The sequence below is a fragment of the Paenibacillus sp. FSL R5-0486 genome (genome assembly GCF_037975155.1).
Classification (GTDB): Bacteria; Bacillota; Bacilli; order Paenibacillales; family Paenibacillaceae; genus Paenibacillus; species Paenibacillus amylolyticus.
In genome coordinates, this window is record NZ_CP150237.1 from 5,559,160 (window position 1) to 5,577,381 (window position 18,222).

General features: G+C 46.1%; 11 protein-coding genes. 1 reads left to right on the plus strand and 10 read right to left on the minus strand.

Annotation, left to right across the window (positions count from 1 at the left end; all coding sequences use genetic code 11):
• Positions 1–139 precede the first annotated feature (139 nt).
• The gene (locus tag MKY01_RS24625) at positions 140–1,243 is read left to right on the plus strand and encodes a glycosyltransferase family 4 protein (protein WP_282320459.1); all 1,104 of its coding nucleotides are present in this window, start codon (positions 140–142) and stop codon (positions 1,241–1,243) included.
• Between the two features lie 20 nt (positions 1,244–1,263).
• Here MKY01_RS24625 and MKY01_RS24630 read toward each other — a convergent pair whose 3' ends face one another.
• From MKY01_RS24630 to MKY01_RS24675, 10 genes are all read right to left on the minus strand, one after another.
• Entirely contained in the window at positions 1,264–1,626 is a 363-nt protein-coding gene (locus MKY01_RS24630; protein WP_076252914.1) for an HIRAN domain-containing protein, read from the minus strand.
• Between the two features lie 42 nt (positions 1,627–1,668).
• Positions 1,669–2,640 carry a transcriptional regulator gene (locus MKY01_RS24635; protein WP_036617058.1) on the minus strand — a complete coding sequence of 324 codons (972 nt, stop codon included), beginning with the start codon at positions 2,638–2,640 and terminating at the stop codon, positions 1,669–1,671.
• Between the two features lie 274 nt (positions 2,641–2,914).
• Positions 2,915–3,433, minus strand: a complete 519-nt coding sequence (locus tag MKY01_RS24640) for a hypothetical protein (protein WP_282320457.1) — start codon at positions 3,431–3,433, stop codon at positions 2,915–2,917.
• 167 nt (positions 3,434–3,600) lie between these two features.
• The gene (locus tag MKY01_RS24645) at positions 3,601–4,230 is read right to left on the minus strand and encodes a 50S ribosomal protein L25 (RefSeq protein ID WP_036674494.1); all 630 of its coding nucleotides are present in this window, start codon (positions 4,228–4,230) and stop codon (positions 3,601–3,603) included.
• A 281-nt stretch (positions 4,231–4,511) separates the two neighbouring features.
• A complete protein-coding gene (gene pulA / locus MKY01_RS24650; RefSeq protein ID WP_282320455.1) occupies positions 4,512–7,388 on the minus strand; it encodes a type I pullulanase in 2,877 nt (958 codons plus the stop codon).
• Positions 7,389–7,871: 483 nt separating this feature from the next.
• Positions 7,872–9,920: a type I pullulanase gene (gene pulA / locus MKY01_RS24655; protein ID WP_339283974.1), complete on the minus strand. Its 2,049-nt coding sequence runs from the start codon at positions 9,918–9,920 to the stop codon at positions 7,872–7,874.
• Between the two features lie 171 nt (positions 9,921–10,091).
• The gene (locus MKY01_RS24660) at positions 10,092–13,358 is read right to left on the minus strand and encodes a DUF5704 domain-containing protein (RefSeq protein ID WP_339283975.1); all 3,267 of its coding nucleotides are present in this window, start codon (positions 13,356–13,358) and stop codon (positions 10,092–10,094) included.
• Positions 13,359–13,787: 429 nt separating this feature from the next.
• On the minus strand, positions 13,788–15,059 hold the full coding sequence (locus MKY01_RS24665; RefSeq protein ID WP_339283976.1) for an S-layer homology domain-containing protein: 1,272 nt from the start codon (positions 15,057–15,059) through the stop codon (positions 13,788–13,790).
• A gap of 346 nt (positions 15,060–15,405) precedes the next feature.
• On the minus strand, positions 15,406–16,917 hold the full coding sequence (locus MKY01_RS24670) for an extracellular solute-binding protein (RefSeq protein ID WP_282320451.1): 1,512 nt from the start codon (positions 16,915–16,917) through the stop codon (positions 15,406–15,408).
• A gap of 180 nt (positions 16,918–17,097) precedes the next feature.
• Positions 17,098–18,210 (minus strand): glycoside hydrolase family 88 protein, encoded by a 1,113-nt coding sequence (locus MKY01_RS24675; RefSeq protein WP_339283979.1) that lies wholly within the window; start codon positions 18,208–18,210, stop codon positions 17,098–17,100.
• Positions 18,211–18,222: the final 12 nt, after the last annotated feature.

The window sequence follows — 18,222 nt, forward strand, 5'->3', positions numbered from 1 at the left end:
CTTAATGCCATGTAGCAGATTATTCCTGCACGCTAATATGGTTGGCTCACCTACCATTTCGCAGGAGCCAAATGCTTCAACTTCTCATAAGATATATGACGAAGATTGTTACAGATGTCGGACAAGGAGGAGCCGGATCATGAAAATAGCTATGGTTGCACCCGAGAAATTGCCTTTGCCCGGTAATGGTTCCGTGGAAATCTGTATCCTGGGCATCGCTCGTGAACTAGCCCATCGCCATCAGGTAACCATTATAAGTCGTCAAATGCAAGGTCTCGCCGCCACAGAACAGATCGATGGGATCACCATTCAACGTGTCCCTGCGTCGAGTCCTGTCATGTACACCAAAGCAGTCATACGTTTGTTATCCCAACAACCCTATGATGTAATTCAAGTGGATAACAGGCCACGAAGTATGGCTACCATCAAACGAGCTTTTCCACGCACTCCCGTTGTACTCTATCTTCACTCGTTAACATTTGCTCAGCCCGGACCTTCCAAACTCACATTAATGAAAAAAGCTGATTGGATTGCCGTCAACAGTCATTCCCTGCGACAAAGGTTAGGCCGCAGATTTCCGTTGGTAAAACACCGAATGAGTGTTGTTCCATTGGGTGCAGATCTAAGCCGCTTCAGACCTGTTGAATCCAGCGAAGAACAGATTCATCTGCGTACACAATTTGGAGTAACTAAACCATTCTCTATTCTGTATGTCGGCAGGCTGATCCCTGGAAAAGGTGTAGACGTATTAATTCGCGCGACTGCCCTCCTTCAGCAACAGATGCCTGTTCAACTGGTTGTTGCAGGCAAAGGACCTCCGTATTACATGCGTAAACTTCGCGAACTTGCCCAAAAACAAAAGGTCCATGTTTCCTTCCGTGGTCAGATAAACCATGAGCATATCGATCAGTTGTATCGGGCAGTGGATTGTCTGGTCTGTCCGTCTCAAGAACATGAAGCTTTTGGCCTGGTTAATGTTGAGGCGATGGCTTCAGGATTACCCGTTATTGCTTCGGATAACGGAGGTATTCGCGAGATTATTGAATCAGGTATCAATGGATACCTTGTCACCGCTTATAAGCGTCCCCAACGTTTCACCTCTTACCTGTACAAACTTGCAAGCAATCACACTTTTGCCGAGAAGTTAGGAAAGGCTGGCCGAGACAGCGCAAGGGCATATTTCAGTTGGGCAAGAACAGCCATGCATCTGGAAGCGACCTATACCAGGCTCATCCGTAAATGAGCCTTCTTTTGTTAGGATGATCAAGCTTTTTCACGAAATTGCCATCCCTTAATCAAAGAATCCATCTGTGGAACAGGAATGTGACTCATCTCGATTAACTCCATAATCACCATATCTCTCATCATGAATCGTACTTTGGCACACGTTAGTTGATGAAATACATCGTAGAATGCCGTCCCGGCCCAACATCCATGAGGTACGACCAGCGGATCATTAACGATATAACCTACGGCTCCAATCGGGGGAATAACAACCTTAATTGCTTGATAATCCAAACGATTATCTGGATCTTTGACGAGATACACGGTATCCCCCACATGTAAAGCCTGTACTCCATGGTAGTGATCCATTCCATACATAGCTGCGAATAATTTGGTGCTCATATTACCTGCTCCTTTTCCTGTATTTCTCCATGATTAAAATTTTTACAATGATACATCGGTTTCATAATGTTCCAACCACTCGACAAGTTGCCTGCGTATCTCTCTACGAAACTCACGAGGTTCAAGTACCTCTGCCTCGGGCCCAAATTGATACAACCATTTCAAAAATTCTCTGCTGCTATTCAGTGTCACTTCAAATAACAATCCCCCATCCGACATATTCGTCATTCGCGGGCGAACAAACATTTCTTCTTCTTTTATGTAGGGGGCCACTTTCTCAGAGAATCTTACCTTGAAATGGATATTTTCGTCGCCACGGTCAATAGACCATGTGTTCTTCATGTACTGCGTTATGTTGAAATCACCCTTGTCGAAACCGGCATTTGTTCGTGTCACATCCAAAAAACGGCTGATCCGAAACAATCGAACTTTTTGCAGCAAATGGCAGTATCCAATCAAATAAAAACGTTGATCACGTGGAATGAGATAATAGGGATCGATATCCCGGACTGTGATCTCATTTCTTGTCAGCGTATGATATTGAGTACGAATGGTTTGCTGGCTTAGAATAGCTTCGATGATGGGAATCAGCAAATTAGGGTCTTTTCCTTCCTCACGATACGCTGGCGTGCCCATCCGAATAATTCCCGCAATATTCTCTACAATGTCACTGTTTCTTGATTTTAATTTGGTATGAGCCGACATAACCTTGTCAAACGCTGAATCAAACTCAGCAGGTAACTTGGAGGTATCAACTACGGACGGGAGCAAGGAGAAAACCATTGCTTCCTGTTCAGTAAAATCTAATGGATACATCGCAAACTCACCAATAAATCGGTAACCTTTGCCGTATCCTTCATTCATAATCGGGGCGACCCTATCCAAAATCCGGAGATCACGATAAATCGTGCGTACAGTCGTACCGCATTTCAGCGCCAATTCCTTGGCCGAAATTCCAGGATTTGCTTGTATAGCCTGAAGTATACGCAGCAGACGAATTAATTTCTCTGTCATGTAGTTTCTCCCCTTCGATATTTTATCGGCAAGGAAAACTAGTTCCTTTAGTACAGAACTAAATCTTTAGTCCCAATATTATTTTCGCAATTTCACCATTTTTGTATAGTCCAATTGCACTCTTACCCCCTTTTAATATACATTCTCTTACTCGCTTGCGTAAAACATTAACCTAAAAGACCTTAAACCTAAGCCTGAAAGCCTATACAATTTTCTAAAAATAATACAAAAAAGCCCTGATCTCCACAAAGAGACAAGGCTTTTCTCGGAAATACTAATTATTCAACTGTAATAATTGATTCATAACATTTGCCATATGCTCACAGAGTTCAGCAATGTCCCCCATCTGGTCTTCATTCACACTGCGGTCAAAACAAACGTGAGCCATGACGTTATAAATGATTGGCTCTTCATCAAAGATATACTGGATAGTCTGGCATATCCTCTGCTCAGGCCAGCTCTCCTGTAATATCGAACGAATGGCTGGGCACTGCCTCTCAGGCTCTTTCATAACCATGCCAAACCGGATTTCCAAACGACAACCTGGATGAGCGCCAGGCGTCTCCAGGATCTCCGCTGCGAGCTCATTTAGGGAACTACTTAACACAACCTCGCCTGTTACTTCCAGACGATCCCTGAGACAGAATTGTAATGTGAACTCTCTGGACATCACTGCCATCTCCAGCCGATCTTTACGCCCCGTAATCTGAATACGTTCGTCCAGGTTATCCATATCATAGAGATAATTCTCAAACCCGACTTTTAGATTGTCATACACCGTTGGATCAAACATTGAATTAAACCTACTTTCTTACCCTTTAACATGTATTGTAGTACATTCTCATTTTTCATGCGAACGATGCGCCTATTGAACTCTCTTGCTCGGAAAATAAAAAAAGCCCAGTCACTAGGACTGGGCTCTGGTTAAGCATGAGATCTGGCAAGATCCCGTAGCTTGGTTTATTCTTCTGTAGCTTTTTCTTCAGCTGCCGGCTCAGCTTCCTCAGCAGAGGCCGTTGGCTCTTCCTCAGCCGCTTGTGGCGGCATGACGGAAGCGATGATGGATTCAGGTGATGTTACGAGTGTCAAACCTTTATCGAGTTTGATATCCGCAGCAGTCAAACGATCACCAATGTCCAATCCGCTCACATCCACTTCAATGGACGTTGGCAGATCCGCAGGCAATCCTTCTACTTCCAGCTGTGTCTCCTGTGTCTGGAATACACCGCCAGCTTTCGAACCGGCCGCTGTACCTTGGAAGTCGATCGATACACTTACGCTGATTGGCTTGTTCTTGGAAATTTGCAAAAAGTCTACGTGCAGCAAACGTCCGTTACGCTCTTGCTGATCCTTGATCAGCACCGGAAGCGTTTTACCGCCCTCCACATTCAGGTTGAACATTTCGGAGCGGCCTGTGCGTGCCACTTTCAGCATTTCTTTTTCATCTACATGTATTGAAGCACCTTCAAGTCCCGGGCCGTAAACGACTGCGGGAACTCGTCCGCCTTGTCTTAACAGGCGCAGTGCTGCACCTTTCTTTTCCGTTCTTGGCGTTGCTGTAAGTTGAGCCATTTTTCCGTTGGATTTCATGATTGAACATCCTCCTTCAAGGGATCACTACATTATATTTGTTAGAAAGCGCTGAGGCTTATCTCATAGACCATGATGGTCTTTTTTCCTTTGGCCGAATCGTGGGCCATATCTATATTTACCCCAATGATAGAGGATCTCAAACACGAAACAGGACAAATAATTTTTTTTTGGCAAGTTATGCGGCTTATAATCAGACCAAAAAAAGCAGTCGGAATCTCTTCCAACTGCTGATTTATCAAGGTTTTGACGAACTACATTCAAAGTTATAAATAAAGAAACTATGCGCTGTTACGATCCTCTGTTTTTTCACTTTCACGAATGATCTGCATCTCGTCTGATCCGCTACGGACAACAATGTGTACATCCCCATCTTCAGGTACAATGTCCACGTAACGGTCTCCGCACGTATCTTTAGCTTCCCATTCGTTCAATCGAATGATTAATCCCAGGTGATGCAGACCCGGAGCAACCCGGAAGCGGGCTTCGGCGGCATTACCGACTTGTTCCAGCCGTACTGCTCCGTCCTCCATACCTGTGCCCCATACCCAGACATCCCAACCTTCATAATGCTGGTCTTCCCGTTCGTATCGAAGCGTGACAGTTCGCGAAATCTGTTTATGAATCGTTACGCCAAGTGTTGCCCGAATTCCTCCAGCCTCAGCAATAATATGGGTTACTCCAGGTGTCATCGCACGTACGATCCCTGCTGCACTCACCGCTGCAAGTTCTGGATGAGAAGAGCTCCAGCGTATATTCGAATCCTGAAGCGGCTGACCAAATTGATCCAGAACCAAGGCACGGAAGCGACTGATTCGAGTCATGTACATGACAGGTTCGCCCACAATTTCGATTCGTTCAGCATGACGATAATCCACTTGTAACATACAGCTTGCCGTTATGTCCCCACAGTGGACTGTAATCGAAGCTTCCCCTCGTTCCAGTGCATGGATTGTTCCATCAGGCTGGATCTGAATAATATCCGGATCAGAAGAAGTCCAGGTAACTGGAGCTTTTTCCACCACATTGCCAATACTGTCCCGTACGATCGCTCGTAGTTGAGTGGTCTCCTTCGGACTATATACCTGGCGAGGAAAACTAATCTCCACTGTTGATGGTTCAGCGCCTCCAGCATGCTCTGTGTCATACAGTACCATTAAGGACCATCGTTCTACCTGAACAGTACCACGAACAGTCTCGATCACGTCTGTGCCTGCCTGATGATCATTGACTACAACATGCCAATCCCCTTCCCCCAGGTCAACATGCTGCTCATGTTCCGTTCCGTTATAGATGACCATAATCTGATTCCAGGTGTCCTGATTCGCACCATTCTGAAGTATAAAGGCAACTACATTGCCATCCGCACGAATAACACGAAGGTGATTTCGTACCTGTTCAGCATCGATCATACGAAAAGCGGGATGTGTTCTCCGCAAATGAATAAGACCACGATAGTAATCAAACACTGGTCTGAACCGTGATTTGTTGGCCCATGTGATGGCGTTCACCGCATCCCCGCTCCGATAACTGTTATGATCACCGGCTTTGGATCTGAGCATCTCATCCCCTGAATGCAGAAACGGAATTCCCTGAGAAGTAAGCAGAATGCCGGAGGACAGTAACGAGCGACGAACCATCTCATGATTCAAAACATCATCTGCATCCACATACCGATAAGGATCTGCTGCTTTTACCGCGGACTCAGCACTCCCTCCACCCACGGGCTGTCCGTCCTTCCATACGGGAAATCCTAATTCATGTCTAAGGTTCATTGTTGTCGCAATTTTATCCCACAGATTGAGATTGTCATGAGCAGTTACATAATTGACAACTTCAACAGGTGAAGATGTGAAATCATCCAATGCTCCCGCTAATCCCCTAATAAGCTCATATTCCTGTCCTCCGGCACCCGTGACAAACCCTCTGCCACTGCCATCACTATCACCCTTGATTGCACTGCGAAAATGATCATTAAATACAGCAAACCCCTGACCTCGCTGGGTTCCTTTTAATGTTTTACGGTCCAAAGGTGAATCTCCACCCATCCAGGGTTCCCCATAGATCAGAAACGCCGGATCGATCTGTTCCTTCAATTCGCGTGTCAATTCATTCATCGTTTCCGTATCAATCAGGGCCATGAGGTCAAATCGAAATCCGTCCACATGATATTCTTCTGCCCAATATCGGAGAGAATCCAGAATATATTTTCGCACCATTGGACGTTCTGTCGCCAATTCATTGCCTACACCAGAACCATTACTGAGGGTGCCATCCTCCCGATAACGGTAATAATAGCCTGGTACAATCCGTTCAAAAGGACCCTCTTCCACGCTATACGTGTGATTATAGACAACATCAAGTACAACGCGAATGCCTTGTCTGTGCAGCGATTGAACGAGTGATTTGAGCTCCCGAATTCGAACTGCAGGATCACGAGGGTCGGTAGCATACGAACCTTCGGGAACGTTATAATGCTGGGGATCATACCCCCAGTTGTATGGTGCTCTGACATTTGAACCCACTTCTGCCGTAGCAAGTTCATTCACCGTCTGATAATCCGCCACAGGCAGAAGATGTACATGAGTAACTCCCAGTTCGGCAAGATGGTCTACGCCAATACTATTGCCTGCTCTATCCGTCAGACCGGATGCCGTGAATGCCAGATATTTTCCCTTATACGGAATATCTGCATGTGGGTCTGAGGAGAAATCACGGACATGCAACTCATATAACACGGCATCAACAGGACGCAGAAAAGCAGGTTTGACATCCAGGTCCCAATCGACCGGATTGGTGGTCTCCGGATCTATAATAGCCGTTCGTTGCCCATTAGCCGTTACCGCTCTGGCATAAGGATCAACAGCCACTTCAATCTGCTGATTATCATGAATAATTCGGTACATATAATAATATCCTGCCCAATCGCCGCTGAGCTTCAGACTCCATATTCCGTCCGCATCACGTGTCATGAAATGTTCCTGCCCATTTTCATGATCTTGTACTTTACCACTATCGTTGTAATGCCCTTCATCGTCAAAAACCAATATATAAACCTGTTGTGCCGTAGGTGCCCACAATTTAAAAGTACTTGCAGCACGAGTATATGTTAAGCCAAGATCGTTGCCATCGTAACGAAAAGAAGTCCATTCCGGCATCGTTCCCACCGCCTTTATATCCATTGATTTCGTGTTGTCCCGATGTTACGGAGTGGGACGTTGTTTGTCAACCCGGGGTTGTCTGTACTCATCATATCGGTCCAATTTGCGTATTCAATTAGCAATCGCTTTCAAAATATAGGATATGAAAACAAGCGCCATAGATTGACAGCATTTGTACCTGTCCCGACAAAAAAAGTTTGGAATATACGAGAATAAATTGCAGGATGTCATTTGGTTGAGATTAAAATGCACCAACAGGTGCACAGTATAAAAAAGCTCCAGACATGACGATGTATAGCCCTGCGACCAAGGCATTGGTTTCTGACGCATCAACAAATCCCCCTTTCTTACGGGAAAGGGGGATTTGTTTTATCTCAATTTATTTGATTAGATTTGATTGGATATCTAGAACGTGGCCTTGTTAGCGATTTTACTAATGCTTTGTTGGTACCCTTCAATTCTTGGCAAGCATTGCGTTCATTAGGAATTCGAATACATCACCGTTAGGGATATCGCATTCACATTTACCTTTCCATCCTGTATGGTGCGTATCGTATCAACGCCTGCTTGTCCTTTTTCTACAATCACATTCCATGTCCCTGTGGGGACAGATATGTCACGGTTTTCTTTTGCCGCGTTATAGATGACAACAATACGTTCCCATGAATCGCTGGCTGCTGTACCGTTCAGTTCATACGCTAACAGCCCATTACCTTTTTCTATTAAACGAACATGCTTCTCGATCTCTTCCCGTGTACGAAGTCGAAATACTGGATGCTCTCGCCGAAGACGGATCAGCCCACGATAATAGTCAAACACCGGCTTGAACAGCTGCTTTTGCTCCCAATGTATGGCATTGACTACGTCTCCACTCTGGTGGCTGTTGGCGTCCCCATATTTGCTGCGAAGCAGCTCATCTCCAGCCGCGATCAGGGGAATACCCTGGGAGGTTAGAACGATACCATTGGCAAGCAGACAACGCCTAACGGTCTCATTCTCCAGAATGTGTTCTGGATCGATCTGCAGGTAAGGCTTAGCCTTCTCTACGGCCTCTTCCACACTCTGGCATCCACGAATACTTCCATCCTCGTCATAGGTGAGGAAATTCAAGGTATCGTGGATTCCTTGTGTACGTGCAACTTTGTCCCACAGGTTGAGATTATCATGCACGGTTACATAGTTAATCGTCTCGGATGGACCATCCGTAAAATCCTGAATGGCTCCCCGGACCCCAGTCCACAATTCGTCTTCTTTCCCGTCCGCGCCCGTCGCAAATCCCGTACCCATGCCATCGCTGTCTCCCTTGATCACTCCTCGAAAATTATCGTTAAACACAGCAAAACCAGCTCCGCGCTGCGTTCCTTTTAGGGTCATATCATCTCCAAGCGGCGAATCCAGTGCGCCCCATGGTTCACCATATAACAATATGGATGGGGATACTTCGGCGTGCAACTCCGCTGCAAGCTGTTTCATCGTAGTTGTGTCGATCAGACCCATCAGGTCAAATCGAAAACCGTCCACATGGTACTCCTCTGCCCAGTAACGGACCGAGTCGATGATAAACTTGCGAACCATGGTGCGTTCAGTAGCCACCTCATTGCCCGTACCTGAACCATTGCTGTAGGTCCCATCGGCGTTTTGACGATAGTAGTACCCTGGTACAAGTTTTTCAAAAGAGCTGCCTGCCGTATCAAACGTATGATTATATACCACATCCATAATGACACCTATTCCCTTGTTATGAAGGGCAAGCACCATGGATTTGAACTCACGAATTCGTGTCTCCGGATCATCTGCACGTGATGCATAGGAACCTTCCGGTACATTGTAATGGAGCGGATCATATCCCCAGTTATAGTTGGAGGCATCAGACGTATCACCATCCACCCTGGATTCATCCACCGTCGCAAAATCAAATACTGGGAGCAGATGCACATGGGTAATCCCGAGTTCAACCAAATGATCGATCCCCAGTGTGTTGCCCTCCGAATCATGCAGGCCCGTCTCGGTGAAAGCCATGTATTTGCCTTTATTCGTTATACCAGATGATGGGTGAATGGAAAAATCACGTACATGCAGTTCGTACAGGACTGCATCTACAGAACTGGTCAATTCCGGGCGAATATCCTCACTCCATCCCTTCGGATGTGTCTGCTCCAGTCTCACAATTACACCCATTTCTCCATTCATGGTCACTGCTCGGGCGTAGGGATCTACAGCAGTAGTTGAATGTCCATCTTCGAAAGTAGGCTTGTACATGTAACGGTAGCTACTTAAATCACCTTCCAGTTCCATAACCCAGATGCCTTGTTCTTTCTTTTGCATAGGTAGCGCCTGCTGCTTCCGTTGATTGGGCTCTTCCTCCGGGCTCCCCCCTGTCAAAGGTGGGTACAAAAGTAGTTCCATCTGAACAGCTAACGGTGACCAGACTTTGAAGTGACAGGTTTGTGCTTCTAATGTGACACCTAAATCTCTTCCTTTGTATGTATCTTCTGAAATCAATAGTTCCTGCTTATCCTCTTCAATCATATGTGTTGTTCCCCTCTCGTTGAAAAAATTGATGAACATGGATGGTACGAGTGCTCCTTACCCTTTATACCCGTTCTGCTACCCAACCATAATCCGAATTACACAAAAGAAGACAAACGTCATGTAGATTCACATGACGCCTGCCTTTTTTATGGGTAAAACGATATCTCCCTAATGCGGTACCTGGGATTGGAAATCATTCCGGCTGGATTGATCGGCGTGGTACAAAACCACGTCCCCATCTTGCATCGGCCAGCTTTTTCCCTGACCATCTACCGGGCTGTTATCAAAACCTTCCATTTGCCATTGATTCATCAACGGTGCATGAATATATTGCAGATGCGGTGCACTCGTATTGCCACTGCGCAATGTTTCGATATTGAAGTTAACCACAATGTAACCGTCCCTCAGAAATACCATTGCCTTCTCATCCAACTGGTTTTGTCTGGAAAGCGACTCGAGATCGGTTCCTTTGGGTACAGCATATACATCTGCTGGCAAGCTATATTCCCCATACCAGCGCTGAATCGCTGCATTCGCCCGATCCACATTAACACTGGAGGGAATATCTGCTTTTGGGCCAATGAGTGTACGGATCTGTGAAGGAAGAATCATCCAGTCATAACGACCTACCCACGTTTTATGATGAGAGGTCTGATCCACGAAACGAACCATATGTTCCGCCATTGTACCCTGATTGCGTTCCTCCGCCGACAGTTCATAGGTATACTGATAACGCGCTGTATCACCTAACTCCGTACCGGGGACATTCCGCAACCGTGAGTTCAGGACAACAAAGCGTTTTTCTAAATCTTGTGCCGATCCGATACGAATGAGTCGTTCCTGTCCTCGATGGTAGTATAAATCCACTTCTTGCCGGGTGGTGCCATCTTTACTCACAAAAGAGAACGTCGGCGTAATTCGGATACCATCCTGTTTCCCAAACATATTACCCTTGGTTTTCAGATCAAACTTGAAATGGTAACCCGTCTTCACTGCAGCATTTCGGAACCCCTGTACCGGATGACTGCCGGGACGAATAGGCAGGACATAGGGAGCCAAATTACCTCGGGGATCTCCGTCTATACTGTTTCCTCCGGTCCAGTAGCTTACACCCGTTGGTTCGGGGCTGCCTATCCGCTTACGGAACACATTCTCCCAGTTGTAGTCTGAAATATCGGTGATGTGAAAATCATATAATCGTCCGATAACGTCTACAGCAACGGTATCTGCTGCGACATGATGAGTCAGATTCTTATTGGCATCCTGTTGTTCTGTGAAATTTGCAGGTGCATTTTCGGCGATATTTCGAAACTCAACCTGATAATTCCCTTCATCTACCCAAACAGGAAGATAAAAAGGAGTGTCCAACTGATTTACCGGAATATCCACCCATGTCATGGCCGGAATAAACTGACTTCTCGCACCGTTATAAACATCGAATGGGAAACGAACCTGTTTGATCCGGAAATATTTCGCATAATCATGGTTTCCATACCCAGGATAACTTGCTACATCCAAGTGTTGACCTGAGGTTGGGATTCGTACAATGAATGGGCGCTCTAAAATAAGTGCAGCTCTGGTTGGATCAGGCGTAGTCTTCTGATTATGAGGCTGATCATCTGACACCCAGGCATAGTTCACAACTGGAGTATGTACTGTCACCGAGTTAATGCCCTGAATGGGGAACTTCTGATCCTGACCTCCGTTAACATTACCAGGGAGCAGTCCATACGTTATCTCACCCGTGGTTGGCTGGTTAGCTTTGTTCATCAATGTGTTCTTGATCGTCAGACGGTTCTGGTACAGAACAATATCCCCAATCATGCCAGGCTGGGGGATACTTCCCGGTTGCGGAGCGGTTTTGGTCACAGGAGCAGGATCCATAATTGTCGCTCCATTAAAGGTTACCTTGTCGTTATTAACGGTGTTCTCTCTAACCTCCGCTTCAGCTTTGGATTGAAACAATGATGTCTCATCTGGCGTAGGCGGTTCATCCGAACCACCAGGAACCCCTTTGATACCAAGATCAATTTCTCGACATGGCGCAGGTTTCACATGATTGGTAACCGCAGTATCCATAGCCGATTGCAAAGTCGGTGGTGTATATGCATTGGGCATAAGGGTCACGGTGTCACCATAACCGCCTAGCGCATAGTTAGATACCTTTGCCTCATTTAACTTGTATACCTCCAGGTTATCGATCTGCCAATAGCTATATGTCCGTGTTACTTGCATATTTTTATCCCCAGGCACATCACGTTCTTTGGGCTCAGGAGGTGTTCCTGGATCCCCCTCACCACTAGACGCTCTTCCCGGGATCGTCCAGGTTTTATGATAAACCCTTTTCACCTTAACGGTGTAAGTCACCGTTCCTGTCATGTTAACCCAACGGTGCTGAAACAGATATTCCTTGGCTAAAACATTGGCATAGAGATCTTCCGAAGTTGGAATACCACGGGTAACATCGAACTTCTCAGATCCACGCTCGTCTGCCTTCAACACACCTCGAACAGACGGGTCTATAACCGATGCTTCAATAACCGTGCCTCTACTCGGTGGGCTGATGGTCACAGGGCAAGTGTTCGCAGGGTCACCCCCCGGATCGCCATCATTACCACCCTCTCCATTATCTGTGCAGTCCTTCACCTCAAGCACCTGAGTCCCTTGTTCATCCAGTTGCTGAGCAGAATCAAGAAAATGAGCTTTGATGGTAGTGCTACCCACGATCCCTTTTGTCGTGATTTTGCCATCAGCACCGATCGTTGCCACAGCCGGATTCGAGCTCTGCCACGTCAATTTAGGATGAGCTGTCAGTTTATGAACAGAGCGATCCGGTTTGGTTAGAACTGCTTCTGCCTGTAGTGGTGTTGTATTGGCTTTACAAGCGTTCGGCAAATTCACCACGAGTCCTGGCTCAGACGTAACGGTTATGGTGGCTGTATCCGAGATGAGATATGTACCATTGTTCCAGATTGCACGCACAGTGACCGTGCCCGGACTCTCAGCTGTTAACATCCCTGTTTTCAACTCTATACTCGCAATTGTCTCGTCAGAAGAAAACCATTTGATCTCTGCTTCCCTGCGGGATACGTCGATGCCCCCACCAAAAGCTGTCGCACCATAGCCCTTTGTCTTCACCAAGGCTTCCATCTGCTGGGTTTGCTCTATGGTAAGGGTTGAATCTGGGGTTACATCGATTTCTTTTTCTTCCTCCAAATCACCTTCCCAAATGATGTCCATGGGCGTAAAATAAGAAACATTATGCTTAGGACATCCTGCAGTTGTTCTTCCCCCATTTTCAAATGGATCATTCTGAGTCCATTCGTGATTTCCACCAGTTAAGGTCTTAATAGCAACAACTGTACTTGGAGGTGTGATCACTGTCCTTCCCACACCTGTATATGTTGCCTGTTCAAATTGAGTTTTATATTCCACACTTTTGATGTTTACTTCCTTGAAACTAGAGGATGTTAGCGTATTTCCGTTATATTGAGGCCAAGAAACCGCAGGCCATCGGGAAAAATCAATGCTATCCGGCACCTCTTTTAAAGCAGGATACGGGGTCGTACAACTCCCTGCATTATTTGAATAAGTGGGTCCACCACTATGATCTGCTCTAAATCTCCCATCATCAAGCTGGTACCAATAAACTCCAGGAGTAGCAGTTGTCTTGTCAGCTGGAATACTTTTTAGAACAGGGCTTTTCATAGACTTTGGACCGTATTGATCAACTGCTGCATAAACCAAATGATCACTTACTATCCCCGCGAGACCGGAACATAAAGCGAATAATATAAATAGTAACTTTGAGCATTTGAATACGGGCAACCGCATTCCATTCCTCATATATACAATATCACCTCACTAATAATACATATTTTGTATTTTCATTTCTCCTACATTTTCAGCTTTAACATGATACGATCCATTTTTGTAATCTAAAGTTGACCTTGTCCAAAATCTAACCTTTTTCCCTTTTATGATGAGTTCTCTTGGGCTATTAGGAATAGTTTTGAATCCGTTCTTATCAGCAAATTCTAAATCTAGACGTCTAAAATTTAGTAATCCGTTATTTAAACCACCACTGTAGGTAATCAAATCTGACTTATCTGTATTTGATATAAAAGATAAATCAGCAAATGTTAGATAATAATCGCCACTCGAAATATTGGGTTCTACAAAAAGTTTGCTATATACTCCTTGAGGTTTTCCATTCTGAACCTTCACCACAATAAACCTATGAAGTGTAAGCACTCCTGATTTGTTAGAAAGTTTTATATCTCCTTTTGATATATCACTTACTTTTACAGAATTCTTAGTATAAAAATAATTACTAATTGTCGTTAAATTCGTCCCCGTCGTACCGACCTCTCTCATCTCATTCAGGTCACTGTACTTCCCGGCATCCGTGCCCTCTACGTCCATATAACGCAGTAAAATGGCCGATACTTCTGCACGAGTTGTGGAATCCACGGGTTTCAATGTGCCATCCTGGAATCCACCGACAATGCCTGTCCCACGAACAAGGGCAAGATACGGAATCTGCTCAGCACGAATGGTGCCGCGGTTCACTTCCGGTGTGGGGAGCAGCGTATTTTTTGTATCGTTAAAAGCATCTTGGAAGCTGGTTCCGGACTTGATCAGTCCATTGGCAATCCATTTCATCATCTCGTAACGCGTCAGCTCCGCATTTGGATTGAACCCTTTGGCATAATCATCAGTGTTAATGAATCCTTGTCCGACAAGTTGGCTAACCGCCGCTTCAGACCAATGTCCCTTGAGATCAGCAAAGGAATTCTGCCCCTCTACCTTCTCCAGTCCAGTCGCGCGGGCGAGTATTGTCGCATATTCCCCACGCGTGATTTTGCCATTGGGACGAAACGTTCCGTCCTGGTAACCAGAGATCAGATTTTTTTCATAAGCTTTGGCAATTGTTACTTGAGCCCAGTGGCCCTTGATATCCTTGAACTTGCTAAGGGCCGTGTCACTTGTTCCCGATGCTGCATTAGCTGTCGACGTCAGATGTACTGGTCCAACGGGCAATAGTGTTGCTGCCAATACAGCTGTCGTTAATAACCCGACGATCCAACCGTTCCGTTTTTTCTTCTTCTCGTGTCCTTCAATCTGCTTCTTCAATCTACTCACGCTCCTATGTACCTTAGTATGGGGATGCTTTACTTGGTAAACCTAGTCACTTATCTTCACAACCACAACCTAAATTTGCCATAATAATCAATATTCTACCATGTTGTACTAGGCTATTGGTATTATTTTTCGTCCATCCCCATCACTTCAAGGCGTGCGCCCCTCCTTCCATAGACCCACTTCATTCCCCTAAAATACAAAAAAAGGCCATGAATCCGCAGATTCATAGCCTTATGCTTTAAGGGTGTGGTCTTTCTTATGATATTGGAAAAATGAACTCACTCATAGAATAAACCATATCATTCCATTTGATCAACCTTTTTTATTTCAGCCAGCTTTATTTTCCGTTTAACTCCTTATAGGATGCTTCGAGTTCCGTGATCAATTGATCACCACCGGCTTTTCTCCAGCTTGCGATTTCCTGCTCCCAACCTGCATCATCGATTTTACCCATAATGTACTTGGTCTGTGCATCCCAGATCATCTGATCCAACTCCTGACCACGCTCAGTATAGATCGCCGAAGACAAGGTGAGTGCCGGATTGGCAATGGCATACTGCTCATTCTCACGCGCCATCTTTGTACCTTTCATACCAATCGGAACATCAACCAGTTCAGGCACGTTATAACCTTCAATGCTTAATAAATTATCCCGATATGGCTTCACTTCACGCTGATAAGCGTCAAAATCCTTAAGTTCGGTTTTCCCATCCGCAGTCTTGGTGTAGTGCACATCGAGCAATCCACGGAGCTGCAACGCACTTAATTCCTCATCCATCAACTGATCCAGGAACGTGAGAACCTGCTTCAATTGCTCCTCATCCGTAACGGATGCCTTCGGGATGACCAGCATTCCGTAGTTCCCTGGTTCTCCGGCGATGCGAATACCATCGGTTCCCTGGAACGGAGCCACATCAATTTCTCCATCCGGAGCGTTAGGTGTAAGCCTCTGCTGAGAAGACTTTCCGTTCTGAGCCACACCATTCAGCTTCATGCCAACCAGGCCTGAATCCATTTTTTTGTCCGCATCAGAAGGGTCCAAGGCAGGGAAATCACTATTAATCAGTCCCTCGCTGAACAGTCGCTTGAAGAGTTTCATCGTATCCACGTATTCCGAGGTCAAGAACTCCGGGGTCAGTTTCCCAGCATCATCCACACCCCATTTGTTGACACCGCCAATACTTACAGCGATCCGCGTCAGTGGAGAAGAGACACCCTCATTATACTTTTTGAAGAGCAGTGCACCGTACGTATCTTCCTTACCATTCCCGTCAGGGTCATCCTTACGAATAGAGCGCATCACTTCATACCAGTCATCCAGCGTTTTTGGTATATCCAGCTTCAACGTATCAAACCAGTCCTTGCGATATACGATCGCAGTCCGTCCAATATCCCGGAAGTTCGGAATACCGTAGACCTTGCCTTCAATTTTGATATTGTTAAAATAAGCTTCGGATTGGGCAGACAAATTCTTATAATCCTTCAAGTAAGGCCCCAGTTCCCAGAACAGTCCCGTTTTGGCGGCATTAAATGTGGTCGGTACATAATTCACACGCATAATGGTCGGCATCTCGCCTGAAGCAACCATAACATTCACCTTATCATCAAAAGCAGACTGCGGAATCCACTGTACATTGACATCCGTATTTGTATATTCCTCAATCTTCTTTTCAATCCCGTTCTCCTTGGCCGGTATATCTCCTACCTGCATTAAAGAGATGGAAATGGGAAGTTTACCTTCCCCTGCAGCAGGTGCTTTTTCCCCCCCGCAACCTGCAAGCAATCCAGCGGACATTGCACCAATTACAACGATTCCGCCTAAACGGGACATTGGACCTTTTGGACTCATGAACCATCTCTCCTTTTGGATAAGGTTATGTACACAAACCACTCCGATGACAGAACAACCTTCAGATCGCTGTTATCCCCAGATTTTTTGATTCCCTTTTATAAAGGGGAAAATCCGGGGATAAAGGCGAACGCTTCGCTTCCTCAGATTATTTCTGCCCTCTCCGTTCTCATGTACATGTTAGTTGGACTTGTAAAGTTCAATCTCCACTCCCGCCAAAATGAACGGAGCGACCGACTTCGGATCATTAATCCGAATGGACTCGGTCACATAATACTCATAGGACCCGTCACGATACGGGCTTCCTCCAAGACCGGCTCCGCCATTACACTGCGTCAAGGACAGCACGCCTTCACGATCCGTTTGCAACAGATGCTGTAGCAGACCCTGATACCCTTTTTCCGCAACCGCTTTGAACTTGCCACTTAGATATCCTTTACGCACACCTTTGGCCAATGCATAGACAAACATTGAGGTCCCGGAAGCCTCCAGATAGTTCCGCTCACGTCCCGGTTGATCCAACAAATGTGGCCATAGTCCGGTCTGCTGATCCTGCACATGCACTAGTGCGTTTGCTACCCGTTCGAAGATACCCACAATCTGCCCGCGCTGCGGATGATCTACCGGCAGATAATCCAAGGTATCCACAACCGCCATCACATACCAGCCCATCGCCCGACTCCAGACATGTGGTGAACATCCCGTCTCACCCGAACTCCAGCGTTGCTCTTTGCTCTCATCCCAGGCATGGTACAAGAGACCGCTACGCGGATCACGTGTACGTTGCTCCACCAGCAAGAGCTGCAGAGCCGCCTTGTCAAACCACTTCTCTTCACCCGTCACTGCGCCATACTGAGTCAGATACGGAGTAGCCATGTACAACCCATCCAGCCACATCTGGAAAGGGTAAATCTTTTTGTGCCAGAAACCGCCTTCACTCGTATGTGGCTGTCCCTTAAGCTGAGTCATAAGCAACCCCGCAGCTTTGCGATACTTCTCTTCTCCCGTTTTCTCGTGCAACAGGAACAGTGATTTCCCCTGATTGATCTGATCCAGATTATATTCCTCGATCGTATAGGAGCGAATGGAGCCATCTTCCTGAACAAAATGATCCATCAGCTCACGGATGTAGTCAAAATACTTTTGCTCCCCCGTGTGCGTATACAGCTCCTCCAGCGCTTTCAGTAAGCAGCCGTTCTCATAATGCCAAGTGGAATACAGCTCATGGTTGCGATAACTTTCCATGAATTGCTGTGCCATGCGCACCGATGTGAGTTGCAGTGTTTCCTTCATGATCAAGCCTCC